This is a genomic window from Microvirgula sp. AG722 (genome assembly GCF_003269145.1).
In the GTDB taxonomy this organism is placed as follows: Bacteria; Pseudomonadota; Gammaproteobacteria; order Burkholderiales; family Aquaspirillaceae; genus Microvirgula; species Microvirgula aerodenitrificans.
Window position 1 is genome coordinate 116,264 of the sequence record NZ_QLTJ01000003.1, and the last position, 26,744, is coordinate 143,007.

General features: G+C 63.0%; 25 protein-coding genes and 10 tRNA genes. 16 read left to right on the forward strand and 19 right to left on the reverse strand.

What is annotated here, in order from left to right; genetic code table 11:
• Nucleotides 1-9: 9 nt before the first annotated feature.
• Nucleotides 10-855, forward strand: coding sequence for an MBL fold metallo-hydrolase (locus DFO50_RS06535; protein ID WP_112692221.1), 846 nt, complete (start codon nucleotides 10-12; stop codon nucleotides 853-855).
• A gap of 133 nt (nucleotides 856-988) precedes the next feature.
• Here the strand turns inward: DFO50_RS06535 and DFO50_RS06540 are convergent, their stop codons facing one another.
• From DFO50_RS06540 to DFO50_RS06550, 3 genes are all read right to left on the reverse strand, one after another.
• The gene (locus DFO50_RS06540; RefSeq protein ID WP_028498187.1) at nucleotides 989-1,192 is read right to left on the reverse strand and encodes a hypothetical protein; all 204 of its coding nucleotides are present in this window, start codon (nucleotides 1,190-1,192) and stop codon (nucleotides 989-991) included.
• 128 nt (nucleotides 1,193-1,320) lie between these two features.
• Nucleotides 1,321-1,995, reverse strand: a complete 675-nt coding sequence (locus DFO50_RS06545) for a glutathione S-transferase family protein (protein ID WP_199489757.1) — start codon at nucleotides 1,993-1,995, stop codon at nucleotides 1,321-1,323.
• 138 nt (nucleotides 1,996-2,133) lie between these two features.
• Nucleotides 2,134-2,886 (reverse strand): SDR family oxidoreductase, encoded by a 753-nt coding sequence (locus tag DFO50_RS06550; RefSeq protein ID WP_107888549.1) that lies wholly within the window; start codon nucleotides 2,884-2,886, stop codon nucleotides 2,134-2,136.
• A 125-nt stretch (nucleotides 2,887-3,011) separates the two neighbouring features.
• Here DFO50_RS06550 and DFO50_RS06555 point away from each other — a divergent pair, with 125 nt between their 5' ends.
• On the forward strand, nucleotides 3,012-3,968 hold the full coding sequence (locus tag DFO50_RS06555) for a LysR family transcriptional regulator (RefSeq protein WP_199489758.1): 957 nt from the start codon (nucleotides 3,012-3,014) through the stop codon (nucleotides 3,966-3,968).
• A 106-nt stretch (nucleotides 3,969-4,074) separates the two neighbouring features.
• Here the strand turns inward: DFO50_RS06555 and DFO50_RS06560 are convergent, their stop codons facing one another.
• The gene (locus DFO50_RS06560) at nucleotides 4,075-4,998 is read right to left on the reverse strand and encodes an AraC family transcriptional regulator (protein ID WP_112692223.1); all 924 of its coding nucleotides are present in this window, start codon (nucleotides 4,996-4,998) and stop codon (nucleotides 4,075-4,077) included.
• 221 nt (nucleotides 4,999-5,219) lie between these two features.
• Here DFO50_RS06560 and DFO50_RS06565 point away from each other — a divergent pair, with 221 nt between their 5' ends.
• Nucleotides 5,220-6,374, forward strand: a complete 1,155-nt coding sequence (locus DFO50_RS06565; protein ID WP_028498184.1) for an NADH-dependent flavin oxidoreductase — start codon at nucleotides 5,220-5,222, stop codon at nucleotides 6,372-6,374.
• A gap of 307 nt (nucleotides 6,375-6,681) precedes the next feature.
• Here the strand turns inward: DFO50_RS06565 and DFO50_RS06570 are convergent, their stop codons facing one another.
• The 3 genes from DFO50_RS06570 to mobB are packed head-to-tail and all read right to left on the reverse strand — an operon-like array spanning nucleotide 6,682 to nucleotide 9,265.
• Nucleotides 6,682-7,545 carry an alpha/beta hydrolase gene (locus tag DFO50_RS06570; RefSeq protein WP_199489759.1) on the reverse strand — a complete coding sequence of 288 codons (864 nt, stop codon included), beginning with the start codon at nucleotides 7,543-7,545 and terminating at the stop codon, nucleotides 6,682-6,684.
• A gap of 2 nt (nucleotides 7,546-7,547) precedes the next feature.
• Nucleotides 7,548-8,771, reverse strand: coding sequence for a gephyrin-like molybdotransferase Glp (gene glp, locus DFO50_RS06575; protein WP_233495202.1), 1,224 nt, complete (start codon nucleotides 8,769-8,771; stop codon nucleotides 7,548-7,550).
• Entirely contained in the window at nucleotides 8,768-9,265 is a 498-nt protein-coding gene (gene mobB / locus DFO50_RS06580; protein ID WP_028498181.1) for a molybdopterin-guanine dinucleotide biosynthesis protein B, read from the reverse strand. Before mobB ends, glp begins: the two co-directional genes overlap by 4 nt.
• Before the next feature lie 202 nt (nucleotides 9,266-9,467).
• On the opposite strand from mobB, the gene DFO50_RS06585 reads away from it, so the two are divergent.
• The 4 genes from DFO50_RS06585 (at nucleotide 9,468) to DFO50_RS06595 (ending at nucleotide 12,588) form a co-directional block, all read left to right on the forward strand.
• Nucleotides 9,468-9,824: a 5-carboxymethyl-2-hydroxymuconate Delta-isomerase gene (locus DFO50_RS06585; RefSeq protein ID WP_028498453.1), complete on the forward strand. Its 357-nt coding sequence runs from the start codon at nucleotides 9,468-9,470 to the stop codon at nucleotides 9,822-9,824.
• Nucleotides 9,825-9,865: 41 nt separating this feature from the next.
• Nucleotides 9,866-11,029: a pyridoxal phosphate-dependent aminotransferase gene (locus tag DFO50_RS06590; protein ID WP_112692224.1), complete on the forward strand. Its 1,164-nt coding sequence runs from the start codon at nucleotides 9,866-9,868 to the stop codon at nucleotides 11,027-11,029.
• A 204-nt stretch (nucleotides 11,030-11,233) separates the two neighbouring features.
• Nucleotides 11,234-11,389 carry a hypothetical protein gene (locus DFO50_RS19120; RefSeq protein ID WP_158537410.1) on the forward strand — a complete coding sequence of 52 codons (156 nt, stop codon included), beginning with the start codon at nucleotides 11,234-11,236 and terminating at the stop codon, nucleotides 11,387-11,389.
• 197 nt (nucleotides 11,390-11,586) lie between these two features.
• Nucleotides 11,587-12,588: a class 1 fructose-bisphosphatase gene (locus DFO50_RS06595; RefSeq protein WP_112692225.1), complete on the forward strand. Its 1,002-nt coding sequence runs from the start codon at nucleotides 11,587-11,589 to the stop codon at nucleotides 12,586-12,588.
• A gap of 46 nt (nucleotides 12,589-12,634) precedes the next feature.
• On the opposite strand, the gene DFO50_RS06600 is transcribed toward DFO50_RS06595, so the two are convergent.
• Nucleotides 12,635-13,396, reverse strand: a complete 762-nt coding sequence (locus DFO50_RS06600) for a LysR substrate-binding domain-containing protein (RefSeq protein WP_233495203.1) — start codon at nucleotides 13,394-13,396, stop codon at nucleotides 12,635-12,637.
• Between the two features lie 28 nt (nucleotides 13,397-13,424).
• Between DFO50_RS06600 and DFO50_RS06605 the strand changes: the two genes are divergently transcribed.
• Entirely contained in the window at nucleotides 13,425-13,895 is a 471-nt protein-coding gene (locus DFO50_RS06605) for an NAD(P)H-dependent oxidoreductase (RefSeq protein WP_199489760.1), read from the forward strand.
• A gap of 63 nt (nucleotides 13,896-13,958) precedes the next feature.
• Here the strand turns inward: DFO50_RS06605 and DFO50_RS06610 are convergent, their stop codons facing one another.
• From DFO50_RS06610 to DFO50_RS06650, 9 genes are all read right to left on the reverse strand, one after another.
• The gene (locus DFO50_RS06610) at nucleotides 13,959-15,782 is read right to left on the reverse strand and encodes a SurA N-terminal domain-containing protein (RefSeq protein WP_112692226.1); all 1,824 of its coding nucleotides are present in this window, start codon (nucleotides 15,780-15,782) and stop codon (nucleotides 13,959-13,961) included.
• 121 nt (nucleotides 15,783-15,903) lie between these two features.
• Nucleotides 15,904-15,980, reverse strand: a tRNA-Asp gene (locus DFO50_RS06615).
• 4 nt (nucleotides 15,981-15,984) lie between these two features.
• A tRNA-Val gene (locus tag DFO50_RS06620) sits at nucleotides 15,985-16,061 on the reverse strand.
• A gap of 27 nt (nucleotides 16,062-16,088) precedes the next feature.
• Nucleotides 16,089-16,358 (reverse strand): HU family DNA-binding protein, encoded by a 270-nt coding sequence (locus DFO50_RS06625; protein ID WP_028498176.1) that lies wholly within the window; start codon nucleotides 16,356-16,358, stop codon nucleotides 16,089-16,091.
• A gap of 103 nt (nucleotides 16,359-16,461) precedes the next feature.
• A complete protein-coding gene (gene lon, locus DFO50_RS06630; RefSeq protein ID WP_199489761.1) occupies nucleotides 16,462-18,885 on the reverse strand; it encodes an endopeptidase La in 2,424 nt (807 codons plus the stop codon).
• 214 nt (nucleotides 18,886-19,099) lie between these two features.
• A complete protein-coding gene (gene clpX, locus DFO50_RS06635; RefSeq protein ID WP_028498174.1) occupies nucleotides 19,100-20,374 on the reverse strand; it encodes an ATP-dependent Clp protease ATP-binding subunit ClpX in 1,275 nt (424 codons plus the stop codon).
• 13 nt (nucleotides 20,375-20,387) lie between these two features.
• The gene (gene clpP / locus DFO50_RS06640) at nucleotides 20,388-21,026 is read right to left on the reverse strand and encodes an ATP-dependent Clp endopeptidase proteolytic subunit ClpP (protein WP_051528659.1); all 639 of its coding nucleotides are present in this window, start codon (nucleotides 21,024-21,026) and stop codon (nucleotides 20,388-20,390) included.
• Nucleotides 21,027-21,028: 2 nt separating this feature from the next.
• Nucleotides 21,029-22,339, reverse strand: coding sequence for a trigger factor (gene tig / locus DFO50_RS06645; RefSeq protein ID WP_028498172.1), 1,311 nt, complete (start codon nucleotides 22,337-22,339; stop codon nucleotides 21,029-21,031).
• Nucleotides 22,340-22,428: 89 nt separating this feature from the next.
• Nucleotides 22,429-22,513 (reverse strand) — tRNA-Leu (locus DFO50_RS06650).
• Nucleotides 22,514-22,809: 296 nt separating this feature from the next.
• Here DFO50_RS06650 and DFO50_RS06655 point away from each other — a divergent pair.
• Nucleotides 22,810-23,502, forward strand: a complete 693-nt coding sequence (locus tag DFO50_RS06655; RefSeq protein ID WP_028498171.1) for a Bax inhibitor-1/YccA family protein — start codon at nucleotides 22,810-22,812, stop codon at nucleotides 23,500-23,502.
• Nucleotides 23,503-23,549: 47 nt separating this feature from the next.
• Here DFO50_RS06655 and tilS read toward each other — a convergent pair whose 3' ends face one another.
• Both tilS and DFO50_RS06665 read right to left on the reverse strand, forming a co-directional pair.
• Nucleotides 23,550-24,899: a tRNA lysidine(34) synthetase TilS gene (tilS, locus tag DFO50_RS06660; protein WP_112692227.1), complete on the reverse strand. Its 1,350-nt coding sequence runs from the start codon at nucleotides 24,897-24,899 to the stop codon at nucleotides 23,550-23,552.
• Entirely contained in the window at nucleotides 24,868-25,836 is a 969-nt protein-coding gene (locus tag DFO50_RS06665) for an acetyl-CoA carboxylase carboxyltransferase subunit alpha (protein WP_028498170.1), read from the reverse strand. Before DFO50_RS06665 ends, tilS begins: the two co-directional genes overlap by 32 nt.
• Before the next feature lie 204 nt (nucleotides 25,837-26,040).
• On the opposite strand from DFO50_RS06665, the gene DFO50_RS06670 reads away from it, so the two are divergent.
• The 7 genes from DFO50_RS06670 to DFO50_RS06700 all read left to right on the forward strand — a co-directional run bounded on the left by DFO50_RS06670 (nucleotide 26,041) and on the right by DFO50_RS06700 (nucleotide 26,654).
• Nucleotides 26,041-26,116, forward strand: a tRNA-Val gene (locus DFO50_RS06670).
• Between the two features lie 5 nt (nucleotides 26,117-26,121).
• Nucleotides 26,122-26,198: transfer RNA gene (locus tag DFO50_RS06675), tRNA-Asp, on the forward strand.
• 7 nt (nucleotides 26,199-26,205) lie between these two features.
• Nucleotides 26,206-26,282, forward strand: a tRNA-Asp gene (locus tag DFO50_RS06680).
• Between the two features lie 20 nt (nucleotides 26,283-26,302).
• Nucleotides 26,303-26,379: transfer RNA gene (locus DFO50_RS06685), tRNA-Val, on the forward strand.
• An 8-nt stretch (nucleotides 26,380-26,387) separates the two neighbouring features.
• A tRNA-Asp gene (locus DFO50_RS06690) sits at nucleotides 26,388-26,464 on the forward strand.
• Between the two features lie 28 nt (nucleotides 26,465-26,492).
• Nucleotides 26,493-26,569, forward strand: a tRNA-Val gene (locus DFO50_RS06695).
• 8 nt (nucleotides 26,570-26,577) lie between these two features.
• Nucleotides 26,578-26,654: transfer RNA gene (locus tag DFO50_RS06700), tRNA-Asp, on the forward strand.
• Nucleotides 26,655-26,744 lie beyond the last annotated feature (90 nt).

The following is a 26,744-nucleotide window of genomic DNA, read 5'->3' on the forward strand; positions in this document are numbered from 1 at the left end:
AGACGTATTGTGTCCATCCTTGCCTTTCCCGGTCAGCAGGTCGGGGATTTCACGGTCACCGCAATCAGCGATGGCTACCTCAATGCCAGCCTCGATTGCCTCTCGAACATCGACGCGTCCGAAGCGTCCGGAATCCAGCGCGATGCGGGTCAGAATGAGCCCTCTGCGATACATATCAACTGCTACGTGATACGCAGCGCCGGGCGCACCATTCTTGTCGATGGTGGCGCTGGTGGCATCAAGCAATGGGGCGGGCGGCTGCAGGCCAATTTGTTGCTGGCTGGCATCGAGCCATCCATGATCGATACCATCCTGCTCACGCATGCCCACCCCGACCATGTTGGCGGGCTGGTGAATGCTGCCGGACAAGTGATTTTTCCGAATGCGGAACTGGTTGTGCATCAGCGCGAGGTCAAGTTCTGGCAGGACGACGCAAATCTGGCCCGTGCCAGTGAGCGGGCGCGCGGTAATTTCCTGATCGCGCGTCAGGTATTCCACGGCTATAGCGACAAGCTGCGTACTTTCGATGAAGGAGAGGTGCTCTCCGGGATCAGCGCGATACCATTACCAGGGCATACCGACGGACATACCGGATATATCGTCGAATCCCGTGACCAGAGTCTGCTTGTCTGGGGAGATACCGTGCATTTTCCGTATATCCAGATTCAGCGACCGGACGTGTCGATTGCATTTGACCAGGACCCATCCCTGGCAGCCGCCACCCGATCACGTCTGCTGGACAGGGTCAGTTCCGAAGGGCTTTTGATCGCCGGCATGCATCTGGGAGAGGCCGGCTTCGCGCGAATCAAGCAAACAAAGGGGGAGTACGGGCTGTTCTACGAGACCGAAGCGTGAGGGCGCGAACAGAAGCGACCCTGTCTGAGATCACTCCCGCACTCAACACCTGGGCGACCACGAAAACGTTGATGCCTGCATAACGGTCTTGGCCGCTTCGGCCGAGCTGCACGCCTGGCCTGTTCGGCCGGTTTCAAATAACGGATACGTCGAACTCATCCGAATCGGCTATCGGGCGGTAGTGCGAATACAGCATACAAGACGGCGGTGGTGACGAGCCCAAAACAGGCTCTGCCACGGCCGCCGCACGAGGCTGGATTTCCGTTTGCTCTGAGATCTCCAGTGCATCGTCTACCTCAATCAGCTTGAGGGGCGGCTTCAGACTGGCAAGCGTCATTCGTAATACCAGAATAAAATGACGCGTTCGCGCATTGGAAATCCTCGCTCAAGCCAAACCCATCGTCGAGGTATGACTCCGGTCTGTTCCTGAGCATGCCGACCCGGCCAGATACGGCTGGAGGCGTCTTAAATCTCCTTCATCAGCAAGGCTTGCTGACGCTGCAAGTGCGCCTGAAAAAGCGCCGGATAAGCTGCGGAAACTGCAGCGCTCACGCTCGCTCTCGCACTGAGCGCTTTGCGCCAGGCATTGACCCCGGGAAAGTCTGTGAACAGCGATTCGGTGCTATCGGTTTCCAGCACATCGAAATAGCGGAAAACGGGCGCAAAAACCGCATCCACCATGCCAAAGGCCTCACCCGCAAAGTACGGGCCAGACCCGAGAATCTTTTCGAGTTGAGCCAGTTTGTCCTTGAGCGAAGCGGCTTTCAGATCGGCGCTAGCTTGATCCCTGGCGTTCAGATACCCCCAGGCCTCTTCCAGGGTTGCGGAGCCAAATTCAATCCATGCTCGGTGCTTCGCTCGCATCAGAGGATCATCCGGATAGAGGCCGGGACCGGGCCGGGTTTCCTGCAGGTATTCGCAGATAGCCACACTCTCGAACAGTATTTCCTCCGCGCCATATGCATCCTGCACCTGAAGCAGGGGGACTTTGCCGGTCGGTGAAATCGCCAGAAACCAGGCGGGTTTGTCACCAAGATCCACATTGATGCGATGAAACGGAACCTGTTTTTCGAGCAACACGATGGCGGCTCGCTGAACGAAGGGGCACAGCGGGTGGCTGATCAGGGTAAGCGTGGGCATTGTCAGGTCGGGTTTTGAAGGGTGGGATCGAGGAAGGGGCGCGGGGATATTCGCCACGCCCCTCCTGCCTGTTGGCTGCGGTCTTGAAGCCGAGGGCTTGTTACCGAATGCGGCGACCTGGACGCCAGCCTTGCGTGGTCAGCGGTTGAGCAGGCGGCCGCCATCCACGACGATTTCCGAACCGAGCGTCCAGCGGGACTCGTCGGAGGCCAGATACAGCACCGCCTTGGCTACCTCGTCGGCGGTACCGAAGCGGCCGAGCGGGATAGTAGCGGCGATGTCCTTGTTCACCTGCGCGCGATAGGCATCGGGGATGCCGAGCTTGTCGTACAGCGGCGTTTCGACCGGGCCGGGACTGACCGCGTTGACGCGAATCCCGCGCCCCAGCAATTCCGTCGACAGCGTCTTCGACATGTTCAGGAATGCGGCCTTGGTGGCGGCATAGACGGAAGAGCGATCCGCGCCGGCATGCGCGCTGACCGAGGTTGTCAGGATGACGGAGGCGGGATTCGCAAACACCGGCAGCAGTGCCTGAAGCAAGAAATACGGCCCCTTGACGTTGATATCGAAGGAACGGTCGAACATCTCTTCCGTCCATTCCTCGATCGGCAGCCACATGGATACGCCGGCATTGAGGAAGGCGACATCGAGCTGGCCGTAGTGGTCCTTGACGGCCTGCGCCAGTTCCCTTTGCGCAGCGACGCTGGCCGAGTCTGCGCGCAGCACCGGAACCTCGGGCCCGAGTTCAGCCCGGGCCTTTGCGATTGAATCGGGATTGACGCCCGTGACGATGACGCGAGCGCCTTCGGCCAGGAACTGTTTTGCGGTTTCCAGACCGATGCCGCTGGTGCCACCGGTGATGAGCGTACGTTTACCTTGCAAGCGTGACATTGTGTTCTCCATTCAGTAACGACCACGGTGGTCGGCAGGGAGAAATGTGCACCTATGCTTCAATCTGGATAAGATGGTCGTATTGAATATATTTAATGCCCTGAGTGCATGAATACGGAGGCTGCGTGGACCGATTTCTCTTGATGACCTGCTTCGCGCGCGCCGTGGAGACCGGCAGCTTTTCTGCGGCAGGACGCGATCTGGGCCTGGGGCAACCCAACGTCAGTCGCTACGTGGCAGCGCTGGAAGACCACCTGCAAACGCGGCTGCTGCACCGATCCACGCGCAAGCTGTCTCTGACGCCGGAGGGCGAACGCTACTACGCCGACATCCGGCGAATCCTCGACGCGGTGGAGGAGTCCGAATCCTCATTCAGGAGCAATGCCGATCCGTCAGGGCTCTTGCGCGTCGCCTGTCCCACCGCGCTCGCCCATGCCTTCGTGTTGCCACACGTGCCGGCATTCCTGGAGCGTTATCCCAGACTGACGCTGGATCTGCAGATCAACGATCGCTACGTGGACCTCGTCAATGAGGGGACCGAACTCGCGATTCGCATCGGACAACTGGAGGACAGCGCACTCCGCGCCCGGCGCATCGGGTCGTACGAACGCGTCTTCGTGGCCAGTGAGGATTACCTGGCCAAACGCGGGATTCCCCGGACACCTGATGATCTGCACGAGCACGACTGCGTGGTCTACACCTTGCTGGCGTCTGGTGCGACATGGCGCTTCCGCAATACCGAAATTCCGGTTTCCGGCAGGCTGAGAGTGAACTCGCCCGACGCCGTCCGCGCAGCAGTCACCGCGGGACTGGGGGTTGGGCACGGACCGGCATGGCTGTTTGACGAAGGCTTGAAGAGCGGGCGCCTGAAGTACATCCTGACGGGATATTCAGCACCGGCTGTCCCTGTGCAGATCGTCTATGTCGCCAACCGGCTTCTGCCAACCCGGGCAATCGCGTTCATGGACTTCATCGCCGATGTGTTTTCGGAGATCCCGGCTTTCAATGAGGCCACTCCATCGTCCAGGCTGCAGGGGAATGATTACCCTCGCTCTGGCCGATATCCGGGCACTGAGGTTTAAATAGGCTTTCAGGCATCACGGCTTCGGCGGCGGCGGCGTCGGTCTTTGCATTGTGTGGCACGTGGTGGTTTCCATGCCGAAGGCACTCTGGCACAGGTGGCCGCTCTTAGTGGCTTTGTCCGTCTCTCGCCCAACTGGATTCCCGCATCCGCTTGATATCGCGATTCGGAGGATCTCCGAATAATCGGCTGTACTCCCGACTGAACTGTGATGCGCTCTCGTACCCGACACGTGTCGCCGCACTGCCCGCATCCAGATTCTCATTGAGCATCAGTTGCCGGGCATCGAGTAGCCGCAGGTTCTTCAGGTACTGCAAGGGACTCACGCCGACCACTGCACGAAAATGCTGCCGAAAAGTTGAAGGGCTCATGTGAGCTTTGGCCGCGAGATCATCTATCAGCACGCTCTCTGTGTAGTGCTGTTTCAGCCATGTGACCACCTTGGCAATTTGCTGGCTCGGCGAGCCTATCGCAACGAGACGGCGCAGGTTGGAGCCATGCCCCCCATGCAGCAAGCGAACGACGATCTCCTGCTGGATCAGGGGTGCGAGGAGAGGGATCAGTGATGGCTCGGCGAGCAGCCGGAGCAAGCGGGTCAGCGCATCCTGCAGACCTGGCTCCAGTGCCACAAGGGATACTCCTCGTGCCGTCGAGGCCTGGAGCGGGGCCGCAAACTCCATCTCCGCCGCCATCTGGGCAATAAGACGAGCATCCAGTTCCAGCCAAATCCCGAGGAAAGGTTCTGCGGCGCTGGCACGAGTGACGTACGCCACCACGGGCATGTCCACGGTGGTGATAAGGGATTGCCCGACCCCGTAGTCGAAGACCTCATCGCCCAGTGTGATCCGCTTGCCGCCCTGCACGATCAGCGCAAGGCCCAGGCCATAAATGCAGGGCATCGGATCGGTGGTGGAACTGCAGCGACGAAGTTTCAGCGCTGCAATCGGTGTGTCGTAGTCTCCATCGATTTGTGCAATGTTGCCCACCAGACTGACAAGTTCTCCGATGTCAGGCTTTGCTTCAACGGTCACTGGATACCTCCATGAAAACTAGTGTTTTCCTTTGTGTTTCGTGATTGAAGCTTAGCATTGCCGAATGCAGACCAGGCCCTTCATTGATCGAAGCTCATCACATCAGGCAAGAAACGCGACGGTTTTGGCAAACGGAACCAAGGCATTCAGGAACACACTGCTTGCCATGGGAGCACAAACCACCGCAGAGCGCCTTTTTCAACAATGGAGATTCGATTCAAATGACCCAAACCATATCGAGACTGCTTCAGCCTTTGGCTTTCAAGAACGGCCTGACCCTGCGCAACCGCGCTGTGATGGCACCGATGACGACATGGTCGGCGAATCCGGATGGCAGCATCTCCGACCAGGAGGTGGCCTACTACCGCGCTCGCGTCAACGGTGTTGGCATGGTGGTGACGGGTTGCACGCACGTGACGCCGGACGGCATCGGCTTCACTGACGAATTCGCCAGTCACGATGATCGCTTTATTCCCAGCCTCCGTCGCCTGTCGGAAGCAGCCAGGAGCGGCGGAGCGCCAGCCATCTTGCAAATATTCCACGCCGGCAACAAAGCCTTGCCACACCTCGTGCCGGATGGTCGCGTTGTCAGTGCCAGTGCGCTGAAGGTACCGCCCAGCCCGTTCAATAGCGCCGAAGTGACCAGTCATGCGCTGAGCAAGGAAGAAATCGAAGGGATCATCCGAGCGTTCGGCGAAACGACTCGTCGCGCCATTGAGGCAGGCTTCGACGGCATCGAGCTGCATGGCGCTCATGGCTTTCTCATCCAGAACTTCTTCTCGCCCATGTTCAACCAGCGCGAGGATGAATGGGGTGGCTCGCTCGAAAACCGTATGCGCTTCCCCCTGGCCGTCGTACGCGAAGCACAACGGGTCATCGCCGAACACGCCAAGCGGCCATTCCTGCTGGGCTACCGCATCTCACCGGAAGAGCCTGGCGAAGGGGCGCTACGGATTGGCGACAGCTACGTGCTGATCGACCGGCTGATCGAGGCGGGTGTCGATTACCTTCATGCGTCGCTCTTTGACATTCCGAATGCCAGACCTGCGGACTACAGCGGCGAGCAAACCACTGCCGAGCTGATTGTTGAGCACGTTGCCAACCGCATTCCCTTGATTGCTGCGGGTCTTATCCGGACGCCCGATGACGCCGAAAAAGCACTCGCGACGGGCCTGGAGTTGGTCGCAATCGGACAGGGGCTGGTGATGAATCCGAAATGGGTAGAACTCGCCACCGAAGGACGGGGAACAGAGATTGCCACAGCGCTCGATTCCGACCGCGTGCCGCAACTGACGATCCCCGACAAATTGTGGGGCGTCATTCAGGTGGCCAAGGGCTGGTTTCCACTTGTTGAGGCAACACCACCTGCCGCTTGATGACTCCTCAACGCAACCAGGCACTCAGTCATCTTGGGGCCAACTGCCTTCGGTTTCTGCGTCTGACCTTCAGCAGTTGGTCGGGCTGACTGAGCTCTTCAAGCACCGTCACCAAATAAGTCCAGCATGCAGTGATTGCCAGGTGATCAATTGAATCGAGCCAGATTTTGTTGAGACCGCGCGGGCTGCTTTTGGCGCTGCATATGCCACTCAAGCAAGGAGGGCTGAACGGCAGCTTTGGCCGAACAGCAGCCTCCCAAGGCCCCCAAGCGAAACTCGCCCGGTTGCAAATCCGCCCCCCATCCCCTCATGAACGCCCCCCCGACAAACACCCCTCAATCCACCCAATCAACTCATCAATAACCCGGTCGCGATCCAGATCATTCAGCGTCTCATGGTAGTTGTCCGGATACAGGGCCAGATCGACATCGGCCGAGCCCACGCCGGCAGCAAATTCGCGGCTGCCGTCCGGCTCGGTCAGTCGGTCGGCGGTGCCATGGAACACGCGTACCGGCAGCGTCAACGTCTGCCGGCCGGCCGCAATGCGGCGCATGGCCACGATCAGTTCGGCGCCGGTTCGCGCCGGTACGCCACCGTGATGGACCAGCGGGTCGGCACGGTTGTCGGCAACCACAAGCGGATCGCGGGACAGCAGCGCGGCGTCAATGCGCCGCACCGGCAGGCCCGGCGCAAGGCAGCCGATCACCTGGGCGACGGCAATCATCCAGCGTGGTACGTCGGCACCGAGCGACAGCGCCGGGCTGCTCAGGATCAGCCCGGCCAGCGCCACCCCGCTGGCGGGCAGGCGCTCGATCGCCCATAGCGCGGCAATTGCGCCGCCCATGCTGTGTCCCATCAGGAACAGCGGCACGCCGGCCGGACAGTGGCGGCCGGCCAGTGCCAGCAAGGCTTCGGCATCGTCCAGGTAGTCATCAAAATGGCGCACCCGCGCCCGGGCGCCGGCCGAGCGGCCATGGCCGCGCAGGTCGACCGTGACCAGCGAGATGCCGGCCCGGTTCAGCCGCTCGGCAAAGGCTGCATAGCGGCCGCCGTGTTCGGCCAGCCCGTGCACCAGCGCCACTACCGCGCGCGGGGCGGCGGCAGGCCAGATCCGTCCGGACAAGGCCGTGCCGTCACGGCTGCTCAGGGCCTGTTCCAGCGCGGCCGTCACGCTCAGACCAGTGCCGACATCGGCAGAAAATCGACCAGATCACCGGGTTTGACCGTCCGGCCCGGCGCCAGCCGCACCAGCCCGTCCGCCCACGCGCACGAGGTCAGCACGCCCGAGCCCTGGTGCGGGTAACGTTCGACGGCCAGGCCGCCATCGTCCTGCCCGACCAGCCGGGCGCGCAGGAATTCGGTCCGGCGCGCATCCGCCCGCGTCCAGTCGAAGGCTGCCGGCAGGCGCAGCGGCAGTGGCAGGCGCACGGCGGTGCGTCCCATGCGCTGGCGCAGGAAGGGCACGATCAGCGTCAGCAGGGTCACGTAGCCGGACACCGGGTTTCCCGGCAGGCCGATAAAGTCGGCGGCACCAATGCGGCCATAGGCCAGCGGCTTGCCGGGCTTGATGGCGATCTTCCACAGATGCAGCTCGCCCTCGCGCTCGACGGCGGTCTTGACATGATCTTCTTCGCCCACCGACACGCCGCCGCAGGTCACCACCACATCGGCACTGGCCGCCGCATCGCTCAGCGCCAGCCGGGTCGCCGCCAGGCTGTCCGGAATGATGCCGAGATCGCGGATCTCGCAGCCGATCTGTGCCAGCAGACCGCGCAGCCAGTAGCGGTTGGAGTTGTAGATGCGGCCGGGCTGCAGGCGTTCACCCGGCTCGGTCAGTTCGTCACCGGTAAAGAACACCGCGACGCGCAACGGCCGGAACACGTCGACATCCGGTACGCCGACCGACGCAATCAGGCCGATATCGGCCGGCGTCAGCCGTTTGCCGGCAGCGACAATCACCTGGCCATGGCCGATGTCCTCGCCGGCGCGGCGGATGTTCTGTCCGATGCCCGGTGCATGCAGGATGCGGACCCGGTCGCCGTCGAGCTCGCTGTCTTCCTGCATGACCACCGCGTCGGCGCCGGCGGGAATCGGGGCGCCGGTAAAGATGCGCGCCAGGGTGCCAGCCTTTAGCGGTCCTGGCTGGCTGCCGGCCGGCACGCGCTGGCTGACTTCGAACGTGACGCCGTCACGCCAGTCGGCCACGCGCAGCGCATAGCCGTCCATGGCACTGTTGTCGTGTGGCGGCACGTCGATGCCGGACACCACCTCGTGCGCCAGTACCCGGTTGCGGGCGCGGATCAGCGGCACGGTCTCGGTGTCTTCGAGCGGACGCGCACGGGACAGCAGCCAGTCGGCGGCGGCCTCGAAGTCGAGCATGGTGGAAGCAGCGGTCACGGCAAATACCTTTCTGTAATGAAGGCGACGACACCCTCGACGTCGTCGCGATGAAACACGGGCAGCGCATCGCCAATGGCGGTCGGCAGGTCGGTCACGACCGCCCGCACGCGCGGATCGGCAGGTGCCAGTCGCGGCCGGCCGGCCGTGCTGTCGACGACCTCGAGCTTGTCGATCGCTTCGTTCTTGAAGCCTTCGACCAGCACCAGATCACACGGCGCCAGTCGGCGCACATGCTCGTCCAGTGCCATGTCGTTGGCATCGGGCACGGTCTCGATCAGCATGCGTCGGGCCGGTGTCACCAGCATGACCTGTGCGGCGCCGGCCTGCCGGTGTCGCCAGCTGTCGCGACCGGGGGTATCGAAATCGGCATCGTGATGGGTGTGCTTGATCACTGCCACCCGCACACCGGCCGCCGTCAGTCTGGCGACGACTTTCTCCAGCAAAGTGGTTTTGCCACTGCCGGAATATCCGGCGAATCCAAGGACCTGCAACGGCGCCTCCAGGACAGCGTACCCGGCGGGGCCGGGGCTGGCAAAAATTCAATAGCGGCTGGGCAGCCGCCAAAAGTAAATGACTATGGTCTGAAATTCTGGACGATTCCCCCCGGGGCGGCAACCGCCCCGGTCAGGCTGGCATAATGCCCTGTCAACCGACGCCCTGTCGTGCCCTGCCCCTTACCGGAAACCGCTCCCCATGCCTCACCTGACACTGGAACACAATCTCGACCTCGACGCCCGCTCGCTGCTGCTGGAACTGAACCGCACGCTGATCGCCAGCGGTCATTTCTCCGCCGACGACATCAAGAGCCGCGCCTACCGTGCCGACGTGGTCTGCATCGGGGAGGACGCCGACATCGACTTCGTCCATGTCACGCTGTTCCTGCTGTCCGGACGCAGCGCCGACGAGCGCCGGGCCCTGACCGCCATGTTGCTCGACACGCTGACGCAGCGGCTTGCCAATCGCGCCGGACGTGCCCTGCAAATGACGGTCGATGCCCGCGAAATGGAACGGGCACTGTACGCCAAGGCCGTGACCGGCCCGCTGGCTTGAGCCCCGCCCCCCCACTCTTCCGTATCGAAACAGGTTCCCTCATGCAACTCGCTGCCCGACTGGCGCAGATCCAGCCGTTTCATGTCATGTCCATCCTTGAGCGCGCCAAGCGCCTGGAACAGGACGGCCACGATGTCATTCACCTTGAAATCGGCGAACCGGACTTCCCGACCCCGGCGCCCATCGTTGCCGCCGCGCAGTCGGCGCTGAGTCGCGGCGAGACGTTCTATACCGCGGCAATGGGCCTGCCGGCGCTGCGGGAAGCGATTGCCGGCTGGTACCGCGACCGCTACCGGCACGAGGTCGACCCGGCCCGCATCTGCGTGACGCCGGGCGCTTCCGGTGCCCTGCTGATTGCGCTGGCGCTGCTGGCCGAGCCGGGCCGTTCGGTGCTGCTGCCCGATCCGACCTATCCGTGCAATCGCCACCTGGTCAGCCTGCTCGATGCCGAGCCGGTCAGCGTGCCGGTCGATGCCGCCAGCCGCTATCAACTGAGTGCCGCCGACATCGACGCGCACTGGCGCGAAGACAGCGTCGCGGCCATGATCGCCAGCCCGGCCAACCCGACCGGCACCCTGATCACGCCGGACGCGCTGGCCGACCTGCATCGTGCCGTCGCCGCGCGCGCCGGCACGCTGATTGTTGACGAGATCTACCACGGCCTGACCTATGGCTGCGACGCCCCGACCGCGCTGGCCCAGTCCGACGACATTTTTGTCATCAACAGTTTCTCCAAGTACTTCCAGATGACCGGCTGGCGTCTCGGCTGGCTGGTGGTGCCGGATGCCTATATTGCCGCGACGGAACGGCTGATGCAGAACCTGTTCCTGGCCGCGCCGACGCTGTCGCAACATGCCGCACTGGCCGCGTTCGCCCCGGAAACCGTCGCCGGTCTGGAGCTCCGCCGCAGCGAGTTCGCCCGCCGGCGCGACGCCCTGCTGGCAACGCTGACGCCGCTGGGCTTTCGTTTCCCGGCCATACCGGAGGGCGCGTTCTACCTGTATGCCGATGTCTCGGCACTGACCGACGACAGCTTTGCCTTCGCCCGCGACCTGCTGGAACAGGCCCATGTCGCCGTTGCGCCGGGGCGGGATTTCTCGCTGCACGATGCCGAGCGCTATGTCCGCCTTGCCTACACCTGCGACAGCGAACGGCTCGCGGAAGCGGGACGGCGCATCGCCGGTTTTGTCGACCGCCGGAACTGAGCCAGTCATCGCAGGTTCACAATGCGGTAAATGGCTTGTCATTTACCGCAAGCATAGTCTAGTCTTATCTGCAAGCCGAAAACGGTATGGGCCTGTAACAACAATCGGTTTAGCCCCGGGACACACTGCCGGGGTGTCAACGCAGGCTCTTTGACAAGAACGCCATCGGGCATCCCCCGAATGTGCGGTTGGTTGGAGACTAAAATGAACAATGCGATGAAATTGCTGGACCTGTATGCAACGATCCATCACCGCCCCCGCCAATCCAGTTATCGGGAAATCCAGCGCTGCGTGATCGCGATCACCGCGAACCGCCGGGCACCGCTTCCGGTTGCCAGCCAGCGCCACAGCGAACGCTGATAACCCGGACGGGGACGGCAATGCCTGCCTGACTCCCCGTTTCCCCCCCAACGACAACACGCCAACCGCTCAGGTTGGCGTTTGTGCGTCCGGACATGTGGCATGTCGCATACCAGCCGGGTCGTCAGTCTGGCAAAATAAGGGATTGTCGCGCGCCGGCCTCCGCCGTTCGCGCCCGCTTCCCATTCAGGACCGCCATGAACCGCATCACGCTTTCCCGCTTCCTGCTCGACGCCGAACGTCAGGGCCAACTGGCCGACGCCACGCTGCGCGAACTCATTCTTACTGTAGCCAACACCTGCGTTGCCATTGGCGACGCCGTCAATCGCGGCGCGCTGGCCGGCGTGCTCGGCGAAGCCGGCACCGGCAATGTGCAGGGCGAGGACCAGAAGAAACTGGACGTCATCGCCAACGACATGCTGCTCGAAGCCAATGAATGGACCGGTCAGCTGGCGGCCATGGCCTCGGAAGAAATGGACGATCCGTATCCGATCCCGGCCGCCTACCCGCAAGGCCCGTATCTGCTGCTGTTCGATCCGCTCGACGGCTCGTCGAATATCGACGTCAACATTTCCGTCGGCACCATCTTCTCGGTGCTGCGCGCCCCGGAAGGCAAGACCGGCATCGAAGTCGCCGACTTCCTCCAGCGCGGCACCACCCAGGCCGCGGCCGGCTATGTGCTGTATGGCCCGCAGACCATGCTGGTGCTGACCAGCGGCCATGGCGTCAACGGCTTCACCCTCGATCACGGCACCGGCCAGTTCGTGCTGACCCACCCGCTGATGCGCGTGCCGGAAACCGCCAAGGAATTCGCCATCAACATGTCGAACCAGCGCCACTGGGAAGCCCCGGTCCAGCGCTATGTCGGCGAACTGCTCGCCGGCAAGACCGGTCCGCGCGGCAAGGACTTCAATATGCGCTGGGTGGCGTCGATGGTGGCCGAGGTGCATCGCATCCTGTGCCGTGGCGGCGTGTTCATGTACCCGAAGGACAGCCGTGACCCGTCCAGGCCCGGCAAGCTGCGCCTGATGTACGAAGCCAACCCGATGTCGTTCATCATCGAGCAGGCCGGCGGTGCCGCCAGCAATGGCCACGGCCGCATTCTCGACCTGCAGCCGGAAGGCCTGCACCAGCGCGTCGCCGTCTTCCTTGGCGCCAGGGAAGAAGTCGACCTCGTGACCGCCCTGCACGCAAACTGAGCGGGATGCGGGCCGCCGGATTCCGGTCCGGCAGCCCGTCGCGCGCTCACACCGACGCCGCGATATGCTCGCGCAGCCACTGATGCGCGGGATCACGGTGCGAGCGCTCGTGCCACAGCATGTGCATCTCGAAGCCGGCCACGGCAACGGGCGGCTCGACCTGCTGCAGCCGGGGATCGTCCTGCACCAGCCGCGACGGCAGCATGGCCACCAGATCGGTACTGGCCAGCACTGATTTCAGAAACAGGAAATGCGGGACGGAGAGCACGACCCGTCGGCTCAGCCCCCGTTCCGACAACGCAGAGTCAGTCACGCCGCGAAATCCGCCACCATCCGGCGAGACGATCGCATGCTCGAACCGGCTGAATTCGGCGAGGGTCGGACGCCGGCTCAGACCCGGATGGCCGGCCCGGCCGACCAGCACGTACTGCTCGGCAAACATGAGCCGCCGGCGCAATCCCCCGGGCGCCTCGTCCCCGACATGAAATGCCAGATCTATCCCGCCCTGTTCAAGCTGCCGGCCCATGTCGGCGGGCGCGACCTCAAGAACCGCCAGCCGGGTACCGGGCGCGGCGGCACGCAAACCGGCCAGCGCCGGCAGCAGAATGGTTGACTCGCCGTAGTCGAACGAGGCGACGCGCCAGGTCTGGCTGGCCCGTGCAGGATCGAACACCGCAGGCGCCGACACCGCCTGCGCCAGGGCATCCAGCGCCTGCCGCAGCGGGTCGCGCAACGCCTCGGCACGCGCGGTCGGACGCATGCCCCGGGGGCCCGGCAGCAGCAGCGGATCGCCGAGCGCTTCCCTCATCCTGCAGTTTCCGCTGTGGTGGTACTCGATGCCGGCCATCCTGAAAGGCTGGGTGGATCGCGTCTACGCCCATGGTTTCGCCTATGGCGTCGGTGAGCATTCCGACCACCACTGGGGCGACCGTTTTGGTGAAGGCACGATGGCAGGCAAACGCGCCATGCTGGTCGTCACGGCAGGCGGCTGGGCATCGCATTACAGCCCGCGCGGCATCAACGGCCCGATCGACGACATCCTGTTCCCCATCCAGCACGGCATCCTGTACTACCCGGGCTTTGATGTTCTGCCGCCGCATGTGATCTACCGGACCGGGCGTCTCGACCAGGACGGGTTCGCCCGCGCCTGCGCGGCCCTCGGGCAGCGCCTCGATACCCTCGCCACGACCGCTCCCCTGCCATTCCGCCGGCAGAATGGCGGTGCCTACGACATCCCGGCCCTGACCCTGCGCCCGGAACTGGCGCCGGGCCGGCACGGCTTCGCCATCCATCTGGACCAGGCTTAGCCCCATAAACGGAAACACCCCGCCTGGGCGGGGTGTTTCTGCTTCCGGACAGGCCGGAGGCGCTTACTCGGCGTTCGGCATTTGCCGGATCATGACCTTGTAGTGCTCGCGCAGGCTGTTCAGATAGCTGGTTGCGTCCGCGTTGGCCTGCATCTTGCCGAGCAGGTCGGCCAGGTACTGGCGGTCGGTCGGGTTGATCGGTGCGGCCGGAATCACCCGTTCCACCCGGTACAGCACATAGCCATTGCCCTGTACCGCACCGGCATAGGCCGGCAGCCTGGCGGCATCGGCCGAGAACACGGCGCGAACGGCATCGCGGCTGAGCGCACCCGGTGCGCGACGGCTGACCAGTTGACCCGGCCCCCAGTTCGCGCTGACGCTCTTGCCGGCCTTCAGTTCGGCCAGCATTTCCTTGCCCTTCTTGACCGCCATCGTTTCGGCCGCCTTCAGCTTCAGTTCCTGGCGGATGATCGGTGCCACTTCGACCAGCGGTTGCTGCACGGCCGGCTTGTGTTCGGCAATGCGTACCACGGCACTGCTGTCATTGCCGATATCGACCACTTCGCTGTTGTGCTTGCCGTTGAGCACGTCATCGCTGAAGGCCGCGTCGATCAGCTTCGGATTGGCCAGCACGCCTTCGCCCGGCTTGCCGCGCAGCAGCCAGCCGCTTTCCTCGATCTTCAGCTTCAGGGCATCGGCAGCCGGCTTCAGGCTGTCGGCTTGCTGATAGGTGACGTCGGACAGGCGTTCCAGTTGCTGGCGATAGGTCGCGCCGGCTTTCTGGCGGGCCATGCGCTGCTTGATGTCCTGCTTGACCGCCGCGAACTCGGTCGAGCGCACACCGTCGAGCTTGATGACGTGGTAGCCGAATTCGCTTTCGACCACATTGCTGATCTCGCCCTGCTTGAGTGCGAACGCAGCCTGCTCGAACGGCTTGACCATCATGCCGCGCGGCACCCAGCCAAGCCCGCCGCCGTTGGCAGCCGAACCCGGGTCCTGCGAACGCTGCCTGGCGATCTCGGCAAAGCGGGCCGGATCGGCCTTCACTTCCTTGTCGATCGCTTCGGCCGCCGCCTTGACCTTGGCCTTGTCCGCGGCGCTGGCGCCGGACGGCACCGTCAGCAGGATGTGCGACAGCTGGCGTTCTTCCTTGCCGAGGTCGGCCTTGTGCTCATTGAAATACTGTTCGGCGTCCGCATCGCTGACCTGCACCGACTGGGCGACCTGGTCCAGCGACAGCAGCACATACTGCAGCCGCACCTGCTCGGGCAGGCGGAAGCGGGCGAGATTGGCGTCGTAGTACTTCTTGACCGCGCTGTCGTCGACCCTGGCGTCAGCGACAAAGTCAGCGGCCGTCAGCGTGAACGCATCGACCTGGCGCTGTTCGGCCAGCAGGCGATGCATGCGCTCGATTTCACCCGGCGTGACAAAGGACGCGTCAACAAAGGCAGACACCTGTTTCTCGGTCAGCAGTTCGTCGCGCAGGCGCTGTTCGAATGCAACCGGCGTCAGGTACTGCGCTTTCAGGAATGCCTCGTAGCGACTCGGGCTGAACTTGCCGTTGTCCTGAAAAGCCGGAACGGCCGCGATCGCGCGACGCAGTGCTTCATCGCTGACCACCAGGCCGGCGGCACCGGCATCGGCCAGCAGCAGCTTCTGGCGAACCAGGCTTTCCAGCACCTGCTGACGCACCGCACTGTCGGCCGGCTGGCCATTGAGCACCCGATCCACGTCCTGCTTGTAGATCTTCAGGTCAGCGACCTTGGCAAGGTAGGGATCATCCGACGAGGCGGTGTAGCTGCCGACACCGAAGCCGACAAAAGTCAGCGCCACGGCACCGAGAATGACCTTGATGAGGAGCGTGTTTTTCTGGACGAAATCAAACATGAGGGCGATATGGGTCCGTCTGGCCGCGGCCGCCGCCGGACGGCAGAACCGACCCGGACAGCTTGATGCGGAAGATAGCAACAAAAAAGGTGAACGGCAGCGCGTTCACCTTTTTGGATTCTGGCGGAGTGGACGGGACTCGAACCCGCGACCCCCGGCGTGACAGGCCGGTATTCTAACCAACTGAACTACCACTCCGCTGTGGTGGGCGGTACTGGACTCGAACCAGTGACCCCTGCCGTGTGAAGGCAGTGCTCTACCAACTGAGACTAACCGCCCGATTCTCGCTAGGAGACCGAGCGCGGATTATAGCGCGTCTTTGAGGCCCTTGCCAGCGCGGAACTTCGGCGAACGGGCAGCAGGAATCTTGATCATCTCGCCGGTTTTCGGATTGCGACCATTGCGTTCGGCGCGCTCGCCGACGTAGAAGGTGCCGAAACCGACCAGCGTGACCGACTCCCCCTTGCTCAGGGCGGCGGTCAGCGCATCGATCGCACCGTCGAGCGCCTTGCCGGCAGCGGCTTTCGAGATGTCAGCCGAAGCGGCAATCGCGTCGATCAATTCGGATTTTTTCACTTACGTCCCCTTTCCATGTTATGGCCACCGGAACCGCGACTCCGGCAAACAGAAGGCTTTATAGCAAGCCGAATTTTGGCGTGTCAAGGCAGTGGCAATTGGGTCAGTGCTTGGTCACGCGCGCTTCGGCGGGCTCCTCGGTTTTAGCAGGAATCGTGCCGATTTCGTCGCTTTCCGGCAACGCCTCCGGCATCCGTTCCAGCGCCAGTTCAAACACCTGTTCAATCCACTTTACCGGATGGATTTCCAGGCTGCGCTTGATGTTCGCCGGAATTTCCGCCAGATCCTTGACGTTGGTCTTCGGAATCAGCACATGCTTGATCCCGCCGCGATGCGCCGCCAGCAGCTTTTCCTTCAGGCCGCCGATCGGCAGCACTTCGCCGCGCAGGGTGATTTCGCCGGTCATGGCGACATCCGCACGCACCGGGATGCCGGTCAGCGCCGACGTGATCGCCGTGACCAGGCCGATACCCGCCGACGGGCCATCCTTCGGCGTCGCCCCTTCGGGCAGGTGGATGTGAATGTCCTGCTTTTCATAGAAATCAGGCTTGATGCCCAATGTCCGTGCACGACGCCGCACCACGCTCATGGCTGCCGTGATCGATTCCTGCATCACGTCGCCCAGCTGACCGGTCCGGATGATGTTGCCCTTGCCCGGCAGCGACACCGCCTCGATGGTCAGCAGTTCGCCGCCGACCTCGGTCCACGCCAGCCCGGTCACCTGACCGACCTGGTTCTGCTCCTCGGCCACGCCGTACTCGTACTTCTGCACGCCGAGATACTTGTCGAGGTTGCGCGACGATACCGTCGTGCGCACCAGCGCGTTGTCGTCGCGATGCTTGGTCAGGTTGTTCTTGACCACCTTGCGGCCGATCTTGGCAATCTCGCGATCGAGGCTGCGGACACCGGACTCGCGGGTGTAGTAGCGCACGATGTCGCGCACCGCGCTTTCCTGCACCTGCAGCTCGCCTTCCTTGAGGCCGTTCGCCTTGACCTGCTTCGGCACCAGATAGCGTTCGGCGATGGCGACCTTCTCGTCCTCGGTGTAGCCGGACAGGCGGATGATCTCCATCCGGTCCAGCAGCGCCTGCGGAATGTTCAGCGAGTTTGCGGTCGCGACGAACATCACGTCGGACAGGTCGAAATCGACTTCGGCATAGTGGTCGCTGAAGGCATGGTTCTGCTCGGGGTCGAGCACTTCCAGCAGTGCCGCGCTCGGGTCGCCACGGAAATCCGCGCCGAGCTTGTCGACTTCGTCGAGCAGGAACAGCGGGTTCTTGACGCCGACCTTGGTCATGCTCTGCAGGATCTTGCCCGGCATCGAGCCGATATAGGTCCGGCGGTGACCGCGGATCTCGGCTTCGTCACGCACGCCGCCCAGTGCCATGCGCACGAACTTGCGTCCGGTCGCACGGGCAATCGACTCGCCCAGCGAGGTCTTGCCGACCCCCGGCGGGCCGACCAGGCACAGGATCGGTCCCTTCAGCTTGTCGACCCGGCCCTGCACCGCGAGATACTCGAGGATGCGTTCCTTGACCTTGTCCAGCCCGTAGTGGTCTTCGTCCAGCACCTTCTCGGCGGCGATGATGTCGCTGCTGATCTTGGTCTTTTTCTTCCACGGCAGGTCGACCAGGGTCTCGATGTAGTTGCGGACCACGGTCGCTTCGGCCGACATCGGCGACATCATGCGCAGCTTCTTGAGCTCGCTGTTTGCCTTGTCGCGGCCTTCCTTGGACATGCCGGCGGTCTTGATCTTCTTTTCCAGATCGTCGAACTCGGCGTTTTCGTCGCCTTCGCCCAGCTCTTTCTGGATCGCCTTGACCTGTTCGTTCAGGTAGTACTCGCGCTGGCTCTTCTCCATCTGCCGTTTGACCCGGCCACGGATGCGCTTTTCGACCTGCAGGATATCGATTTCGGATTCGATCTGCGCCAGCAGGTGCTCAAGCCGTTCGACGGCATTGAACATCTCCAGCACGTCCTGGCGCTGTTCGATTTTCAGCGGCAGGTGGGCGGCAATGGTGTCGGCCAGCCGTCCCGGGCTGTCGATGCCGGACAGCGACGCGAGGATTTCCGGCGCGATCTTCTTGCTCAGTTTGACGTACTGCTCGAACTGGGCCAGCAGCGCGCGGCGCATTGCCTCGGTCTCGGTGTTGGCACCGGCATCGATCGACGCCGGCGTGATGTCGGCGACGAACAGGCCGTCGTCCTCACGCACGTCCTCGACCAGCGCGCGGCTCTTGCCCTCGACCAGCACCTTTACCGTGCCATCGGGCAGCTTGAGCATCTGCAGCACGGCCGAAACCGTGCCGACGTCGTACAGATCCTCGATAGACGGCTCGTCCTTGGCGGCGGATTTCTGCGCGACCAGCAGGATCTGCTTGTCTTCCGCCATCGCGCGTTCGAGAGCCTTGATGGACTTCGGACGGCCGACGAACAGCGGGATCACCATATGCGGGAACACCACAACGTCGCGCAGGGGCAGCAGCGGCAGGTGGGTCACCGGGGTAGTCATTTCGCTTTGCGACATGGCTGGAATCTCTTTGTCTGGTGTTGTCATGCTGCGCTGCAAATGGGCGCAAAGAGCGAGAATTCAAGCTCGCCCGCGTCGAATGCAGTCTACTCCGCACACCGGCAGCCCGGTGCACGGCAAAATAAAAAAGCCGTCCGTTACCGGACGGCCTTGAATCACATCGACCTTTTGTCGCGAAGAGCCAGCGAGCGAAGCGAGGTCGCCCCGTGTATCAGGCACTGTGCTTGAGCACGTTTTCCTGATACACCAGCTTCGGTTTCGCGCCCTGTTCGATCACGGTTTCGTCGACCACCACGCGTGCCACGCCTTCCAGCGACGGCAGGTCGTACATGGTATCGAGCAGTGCACGCTCGACGATCGAACGCAGACCACGGGCACCGGTCTTGCGCGCCAGCGCCTGGCGGGCGATGGAGCGCATGGCCGACGGACGGATTTCCAGTTCGACACCTTCCATCGAGAACAGCTTGCGATACTGCTTGGCCAGCGCGTTCTTCGGTTCGGTGAGGATGGTCATCAGCGCTTCTTCATCGAGCGGCTCCAGCAGCGCGACGACCGGCAGACGGCCGATGAACTCGGGGATCAGACCGAACTTGATCAGATCCTCGGGCTCGGTTTCGCGCAGCAGTTCGCCGATGGCACGCTGATCGTCCTTCGACGTCACCGTGGCGCCAAAGCCGATGCCGCCCTTTTCCGTCCGCTGGCGAATGACCTTCTCCAGCCCGTCAAACGCGCCACCGCAGATGAACAGGATATTGGTCGTATCCACCTGGATGAACTCGGCATTCGGGTTCTTGCGACCGCCTTGCGGCGGCACATTCGCCACACTGCCTTCGATCAGTTTCAGCAGCGCCTGCTGGACGCCCTCGCCGGACACGTCGCGCGTGATCGACGGGTTGTCGGACTTGCGCGAGATCTTGTCGATTTCGTCGATGTAGATGATGCCGCGCTGCGCCTTCTGCGCGTCGTAGTCGCACTTCTGCAGCAGCTTGGTCACGATGGACTCGACGTCCTCGCCGACATAGCCGGCTTCGGTCAGTGTCGTCGCATCGGCAATGGCGAACGGCACGTCAAGCACCCGCGCCAGCGTCTGCGCCAGCAGGGTCTTGCCGGAACCGGTCGGGCCGATCAGCAGGATGTTGCTCTTCGACAGCTCGACTTCGGCATCGGCCTCGGTGGCGTTCAGGCGCTTGTAGTGGTTGTACACCGCCACCGACAGCGTCTTCTTGGCCTGGTCCTGCCCGATCACGAACTGGTCCAGCGATTCGCGCAGTTCGCGCGGGCTGGGCAGACGTGCCTCAGCCTCGCCTTCGGACGCCTTGTCAGCCCCCTGCCCGGCCGCGCTCAGGTCGGCGATGATGCCTTCGCAATCGCGAATGCATTCGTCGCAGATGAAGACCTGCGGCCCGGCGATCAGGTGTTTGACTTCCTGCTTCTTGCGCCCGCAAAACGAGCATGCCAGTTGCTGGCTGTCCTGTTTATCCGTCATGACTGCTTACCACCTATGTGCGCGATTGCGGCTCGATGACACGGTCGATCAGACCGTACTCGACCGATTTTGCAGCGCTCATGAAATTGTCGCGGTCGGTATCGCGTTCGAGGTCCTCGACCGGACGACCGCAATGCTGTGCCATCAACTCGTTGAGCTTGCGCTTCAACGACAGGATTTCCTTCGCGTGAATCTCGATGTCGGATGCCTGCCCCTGGAAACCGCCCAGCGGCTGGTGAATCATCATCCGCGAGTTCGGCAGCGCGAGACGCTTGCCCTTGGCGCCGGCCGACAGCAGGAACGCGCCCATGCTGGCTGCCTGGCCAATGCACAACGTGGAAACGTCGGGCTTGATGAAGTTCATCGTGTCGTAGATCGACAGCCCGGCCGTCACCACCCCGCCCGGCGAGTTGATGTACAGGTTGATGTCCTTGTCAGGATTTTCCGATTCCAGGAACAACAGCTGCGCCACCACGAGATTGGCCGTTTCATCCGTCACCGGACCGACCAGGAATACGATGCGTTCCTTCAGAAGTCGCGAGTAGATGTCGTAGGCACGTTCGCCACGGCCACTCTGTTCGACCACCATCGGCACCAGGCCGAGGGCCTGAGGTGCGGATTGAGACAGTTGCCAATCCCGTAGGTTATGCATGCTTAGGCGTTCCCCATCAGTTCGTCGAACGAAACCGCTTTCTCAGTCACTTTGGCCTTGCCGAACACGAATTCAACCACGTTGTCTTCCAGCACCATGCTTTCCGGACCATCGAGGCGTTCCGGGCTTTCGTAGTACCACTTGACCACTTCAGCCGGATGTTCGTAGCTGTCGGCGAATTCTTCAACGCGGGCCTTGACCTGTTCGGCGGTGGCCTTCAGTTCGTTGGCCTTGACCAGTTCCGACAGGATCAGGCCCAGCTTGACGCGACGTTCAGCCTGGTCCTTGAACAGTTCCGGCGGCAGTTGCGGCATGCTCTTGGTGTCCAGACCGCGACGGGCGAAGTCTTCTTGCGCCTGTTGCATCAGACGGCCGATTTCCACCTGCACCAGCGACTGCGGCAGGTCGAGTTCGCTGACGCTGATCAGCGCTTCCATGACCGCTTCCTTGTTGCGGGCGGCCAGGCGGCGAACCACTTCGCGCTTGACGTTCTTTTCGATCTCGGCGCGCATCTTGGCGACGTCGCCGTCAACGATGCCCAGTGCCTTGGCGAACGCGTCGTCCAGTTCCGGCAGCACGGCTTCGGCAACATTCTTCACGCTGATGGTGAACACGGCCTTCTTGCCGGCCACTTCCTTGCCATGATAGTCGTCCGGGAAGCTGACTTCGACGTCGCGCGATTCGCCTTCCTTCAGGCCGATCACGCCGGTTTCGAATTCCGGCAGCATCTGGCCCTGGCCGAGCACGAACGGGAAGTTCTCGCTGGAACCGCCGGCGAAGGCTTCGCCGTCGATCACGCCCTTGAAGTCGATGATCACGCGGTCGCCATCGGCGGCGGCGCGTTCAACGCGGTTGAAGCGGGTGCGCTGCTTGCGCAGGATGTCGATGGTCTTGTCGATCTCGGCTTCGGTCACTTCGCAGACCGCTTTTTCGAGTTCCTGGCCGGCAACGTCACCGATCTTCACTTCCGGATAGACTTCGAACAGCGCGCTGAACTTGAAATGGTCGGCGCTGGCGCCTTCGGCAGCCACCGGCTCGAAGCGCGGATAGCCGGCCACGCGCAGCGACTGCTCGGCCACGGCCCTGGAGAAGCCGATCTGGACCTGTTCGCCCAGCACTTCTTCGCGCACCGAGGCGCCATAGTTCTGTTCGACGATCTTCAGCGGGGCCTTGCCCGGACGGAAACCTGCCACCTTGGCGGTGCGAGCCACGCGGCCGAGACGCTTTTTGACTTCGGCGTCAATGTCAGCCAGCGGCAGGGCGATGTCGAGGCGACGCTCGAGGGCGCCCAGCGTTTCCAGTTGCACTTGCATGTCGAATCCTTAGAGGTAAAAGGGGTACCGGTACAATGTCCGGTGATGTGCGGGAACGCGACGGGAGGTCCCGCCGGTCAGTATTCTTGTGGTGCGAGGGAAGAGAGTCGAACTCTCACGCCTTTCGGCGCTGGAACCTAAATCCAGTGCGTCTACCAATTCCGCCACCCTCGCAGAATCCGTTGCGGCCGTGCGTCGAGCCTTTGCCGGCCAGCAAAAGGCGAAATTTACCCGAATAGCGGAAGCCGAGGCAAGACAAGGGCGCACGAAGGGGACGATTGGACACCATATCGGGCGCAGACCCGACATCGACAAGGGCTGCGGCCAAAAAAACCTTGCCGGCCATCATTCTGCCTGTCCGTCATGCACAAACAATGCTGTCGCAAGCATTTCATAACCCGACCTTAAGTCTTGGCGTCTAGTCTTCAAGCATGCCCGAGTCGGGCCTACCCAGCGGAGACGCATTCAAAATGGACAAATACCTCAACACTTCGTATCAGACTTCGGCGCTGTCCGCGAGCCGGAACAAAGTGTTGCGCAACACGTATCTGCTGCTTGCGCTCACGATGATTCCGACCATTGTCGGCGCCCTGATGGGCATCAACATGAGCTTCGGCTTCATGCGTGCCAGCCCGATCGTGTCCAGCGTGGTCATGCTCGCCGCGATCTACGGCATGTTCTTCCTGATCGAGAAAAACCGTGACAGCGGCCTTGGCGTCGCCCTGCTGCTCGCCCTGACCTTCATGCTCGGCGTGCTGCTCGGCCCGCTGCTGCAGGTCGCGCTGAGCCTGCGCAACGGCGGACAGCTGATCACGCTGGCTGCCGGCGGTACCGCCGTGGTGTTCTTCGCCATGGCCACGCTGTCGACCGTCATCAAGCGCGACCTCGGCTTCCTGAACAAGTTCATGGTCGTCGGCGGCATCGTGCTGATGGTCGCCGTGGTCGCGAACATCTTCATGCAGATCCCGGCACTGCAACTGACCATCTGCGCAGGCTTCATCCTGTTCAGTTCGGCCATGATCCTGTTCCAGCTGAAACAGATCATTGAAGGTGGTGAAACCAATTATGTGTCGGCCACGCTGACGCTTTACATGGGTATCTACAACATCTTCACCAGCCTGCTGCAGATCCTGCTCGCCGTATCCGGCCAGAGCCGCGACTGATTGATCAAGTCACCCCACCCCTGGCGGCGCCCCCAGCGCCGCCTTTTTTATTGGCCGCTTTCGACCCACCCGAACGCCCAGCCCGTCTCGCCGGGCCGGGCCAGCCGGTCGCTCGCCACGGCAATGCCGGGCAGCGCCAGCAGCGCGCCATCGGCCCACAGTCGCGGCCAGCGCTGACGGCGCCATGGCGCCAGGCCGGCCTCCTGCCACAGTTTGCGGCAGGCCTTGTGCCCCACGCCCTGCGCCAGGGTCTCGCCATCGGCCGGCGGCCGAACCTCGACCCTGCTTCCATCGGCCAGCGCCACGCCGCCCACCGCCTGCCGTGACAGGCGCAGCGTGCCCGGCCAGCCGGGCAGCGGCACCTCTCCCTCGACCAGCGGCAGGATGAGCGTGACGGACGGCAGCGGCCCGTCCGGGCGCACCAGCAGCGTGCCGCGATAACCGAGCAGCACCCGGTCACCGACCCGCAGCTCGAAACCGTGCGCCGCCTGGGCCAGCAATGTTTCCAGCAGTGCCGGCGATACGGACACCGCCTGTCGTTCCAGATAGGCCGCCAGCAGCAGGCGCTGCCAGGGCGGCGAGCGCTGCAGCAGCGGCGTCAATGCCAGCGCCCCGTCGGCGCCAGTCAGTCCGGGCAAGGTACTGGCGGCGACATCGGCCAGCACCGCAGCCTCATCGGCGGCCCGGGCGGCCGTGCGGGCCAGTTGACGCCGGTAATCAGGAAAATGGTTTGCCAGAACCGGCACCAGCTGGTGGCGGATGGCATTGCGGCGATAGCGCGGATCGGCGTTGCTTTCGTCCTCGATCCAGTCCAGGCCGGCCCGGCGGGCGGCCTGCTCGATGTCGGCACGGGCAAGTTGCAGCAGCGGCCGCCACAGCCAGCCACCGTGTCCGGACTGGCGCAGCACCGGCATGGCGGCCAGCGCGCGCGCTCCGCCGCCGCGCAGCGCCTGCAGCAGCACGGTTTCAGCCAGGTCATCGGCATGGTGCGCCAGTGCCACCACGTCGGCACCACCGGCGGCGATGGCCCGGTAACGGGCATGTCGAGCCGCCGCCTCCAGGCTCCCGCCGCCGCGATCGACGCGGACCCGCTCGATGCGCAACGGCACCTGCAGCCGCGCGCACAGCGCCGTGCAGAACGCAGCCCAGTGGTCGGCATTGGGGCTCAGGCCGTGGTGAACATGCACGGCAGTCAGCCGCACGCCGCGCGCCGTCGCCAGCGAGGACAGCGCGCACAGCAATACGACCGAATCCACTCCACCGGACAACGCCACCTCCACGTGCGACTGGCCGGAACGCAACAGCGTTTCCGGCCAGTGGGTGGCGATCGCGGCGGCTACTGCCGCCAGCGGTGCGTCCGGTGCGTCAGGCGGCGTCTTCTTCCTTGAAGCGTCCATAACTCATCAGGCGATCGAAGCGATGTTGCAGCAGTTCATCCTGCGGATGGCTGCTCAGGCCTTTCAGCGCCTCGTGCAGGCTGCGCTTCATGGTCTGCATCATCTGTGCATGATTGCGGTGCGCGCCACCAACCGGCTCGGCGATCACCTTGTCGACCAGACCCAGCGTCTTCAGCCGGCTGGCGGTAATGCCCAGCGCTTCGGCGGCATCCGACGCGCGCTCGGCGGTCTTCCACAGGATGGATGCACAGCCTTCCGGCGAGATCACCGAATAGGTCGAATACTGCAGCATGTTGAGCTGATCGCCGACCGCGATGGCCAGCGCCCCGCCGGAACCGCCCTCGCCGATGACCGTGCACACGACCGGCACGCGCAGGCGGGTCATTTCGTACAGATTGCGGCCGATGGCCTCGCTCTGTCCGCGTTCTTCCGCGCCAATGCCCGGATAGGCGCCGGGTGTGTCGATAAAGGTGAAGATCGGCAGGCCGAACTTGTCGGCCAGCTTCATCAGGCGCAGCGCCTTGCGGTAACCCTCGGGACGGGGCATGCCGAAATTGCGGAGGATCTTCTCCTTGGTGTCGCGTCCCTTCTGGTGACCGATGATCATGACCGGCTGGCCATTGAAGCGGCCCATGCCGCCGACAATGGCAGCATCATCGGCATAGCTCCGGTCGCCGTGCAGTTCCTCGAAATCGGTGAAGATCGACTTCACGTAATCGAGGGTGTACGGGCGTTGCGGGTGCCGCGCCACCTGGGAGATTTGCCAGGGGGTGAGCTTGCTGTAGATGACCTTGGTCAGATCCAGGCTTTTTTTCTGCAGCCGGGAGATCTCTTCGGAGATGTCCAGGACCGAGTCGTCCTGTACATAGCGCAGCTCTTCGATCTTGTTCTCGAGCTCCGCGATCGGTTGCTCAAAATCGAGGAAGGTGGTTTTCATGCTTCTCGGCGTTCCACTTTCAGAATCGGGCAATCATACCGGAGCGCCGTGCCCTTTGCCATGTCGGACAATTCGTGCGACGCATCCAGGTCAATCTTGTTCAAAACAGTCGAAAACCGGGTTCTTTTTCCAAAACCCTTGCCGGCGGCAATTTACTGTGCTTAAATGCGCGCCTCTCGTCGCTGCGGAAACGCGGTCGACGGAGGGTGATTAGCTCAGTTGGTAGAGCGTCTCCCTTACAAGGAGAGGGTCGGCGGTTCGAATCCGTCATCACCCACCAGTAGTGGAGTGGTAGTTCAGTTGGTTAGAATACCGGCCTGTCACGCCGGGGGTCGCGGGTTCGAGTCCCGTCCACTCCGCCAACGCTCTGGAGCGGTAGTTCAGTTGGTTAGAATACCGGCCTGTCACGCCGGGGGTCGCGGGTTCGAGTCCCGTCCGCTCCGCCAGCGCGCTTTGCAAAGAATTCGGGCGGTTAGTCTCAGTTGGTAGAGCACTGCCTTCACACGGCAGGGGTCACTGGTTCGAGTCCAGTACCGCCCACCATGGTTTATGGAGTGGTAGTTCAGTTGGTTAGAATACCGGCCTGTCACGCCGGGGGTCGCGGGTTCGAGTCCCGTCCACTCCGCCAACACGTTGTACGCAGTACCTGCTTGCCCGGGCGGTTAGTCTCAGTTGGTAGAGCACTGCCTTCACACGGCAGGGGTCACTGGTTCGAGTCCAGTACCGCCCACCACAGTTTATGGAGTGGTAGTTCAGTTGGTTAGAATACCGGCCTGTCACGCCGGGGGTCGCGGGTTCGAGTCCCGTCCACTCCGCCAACACCCAAAAAACCGCCGAATGGCGGTTTTGTTGTTTCTGCCCTTCCCGGCTTGCCGCACGCATGACAAAGCCGCCATTCAGGCGGCTCA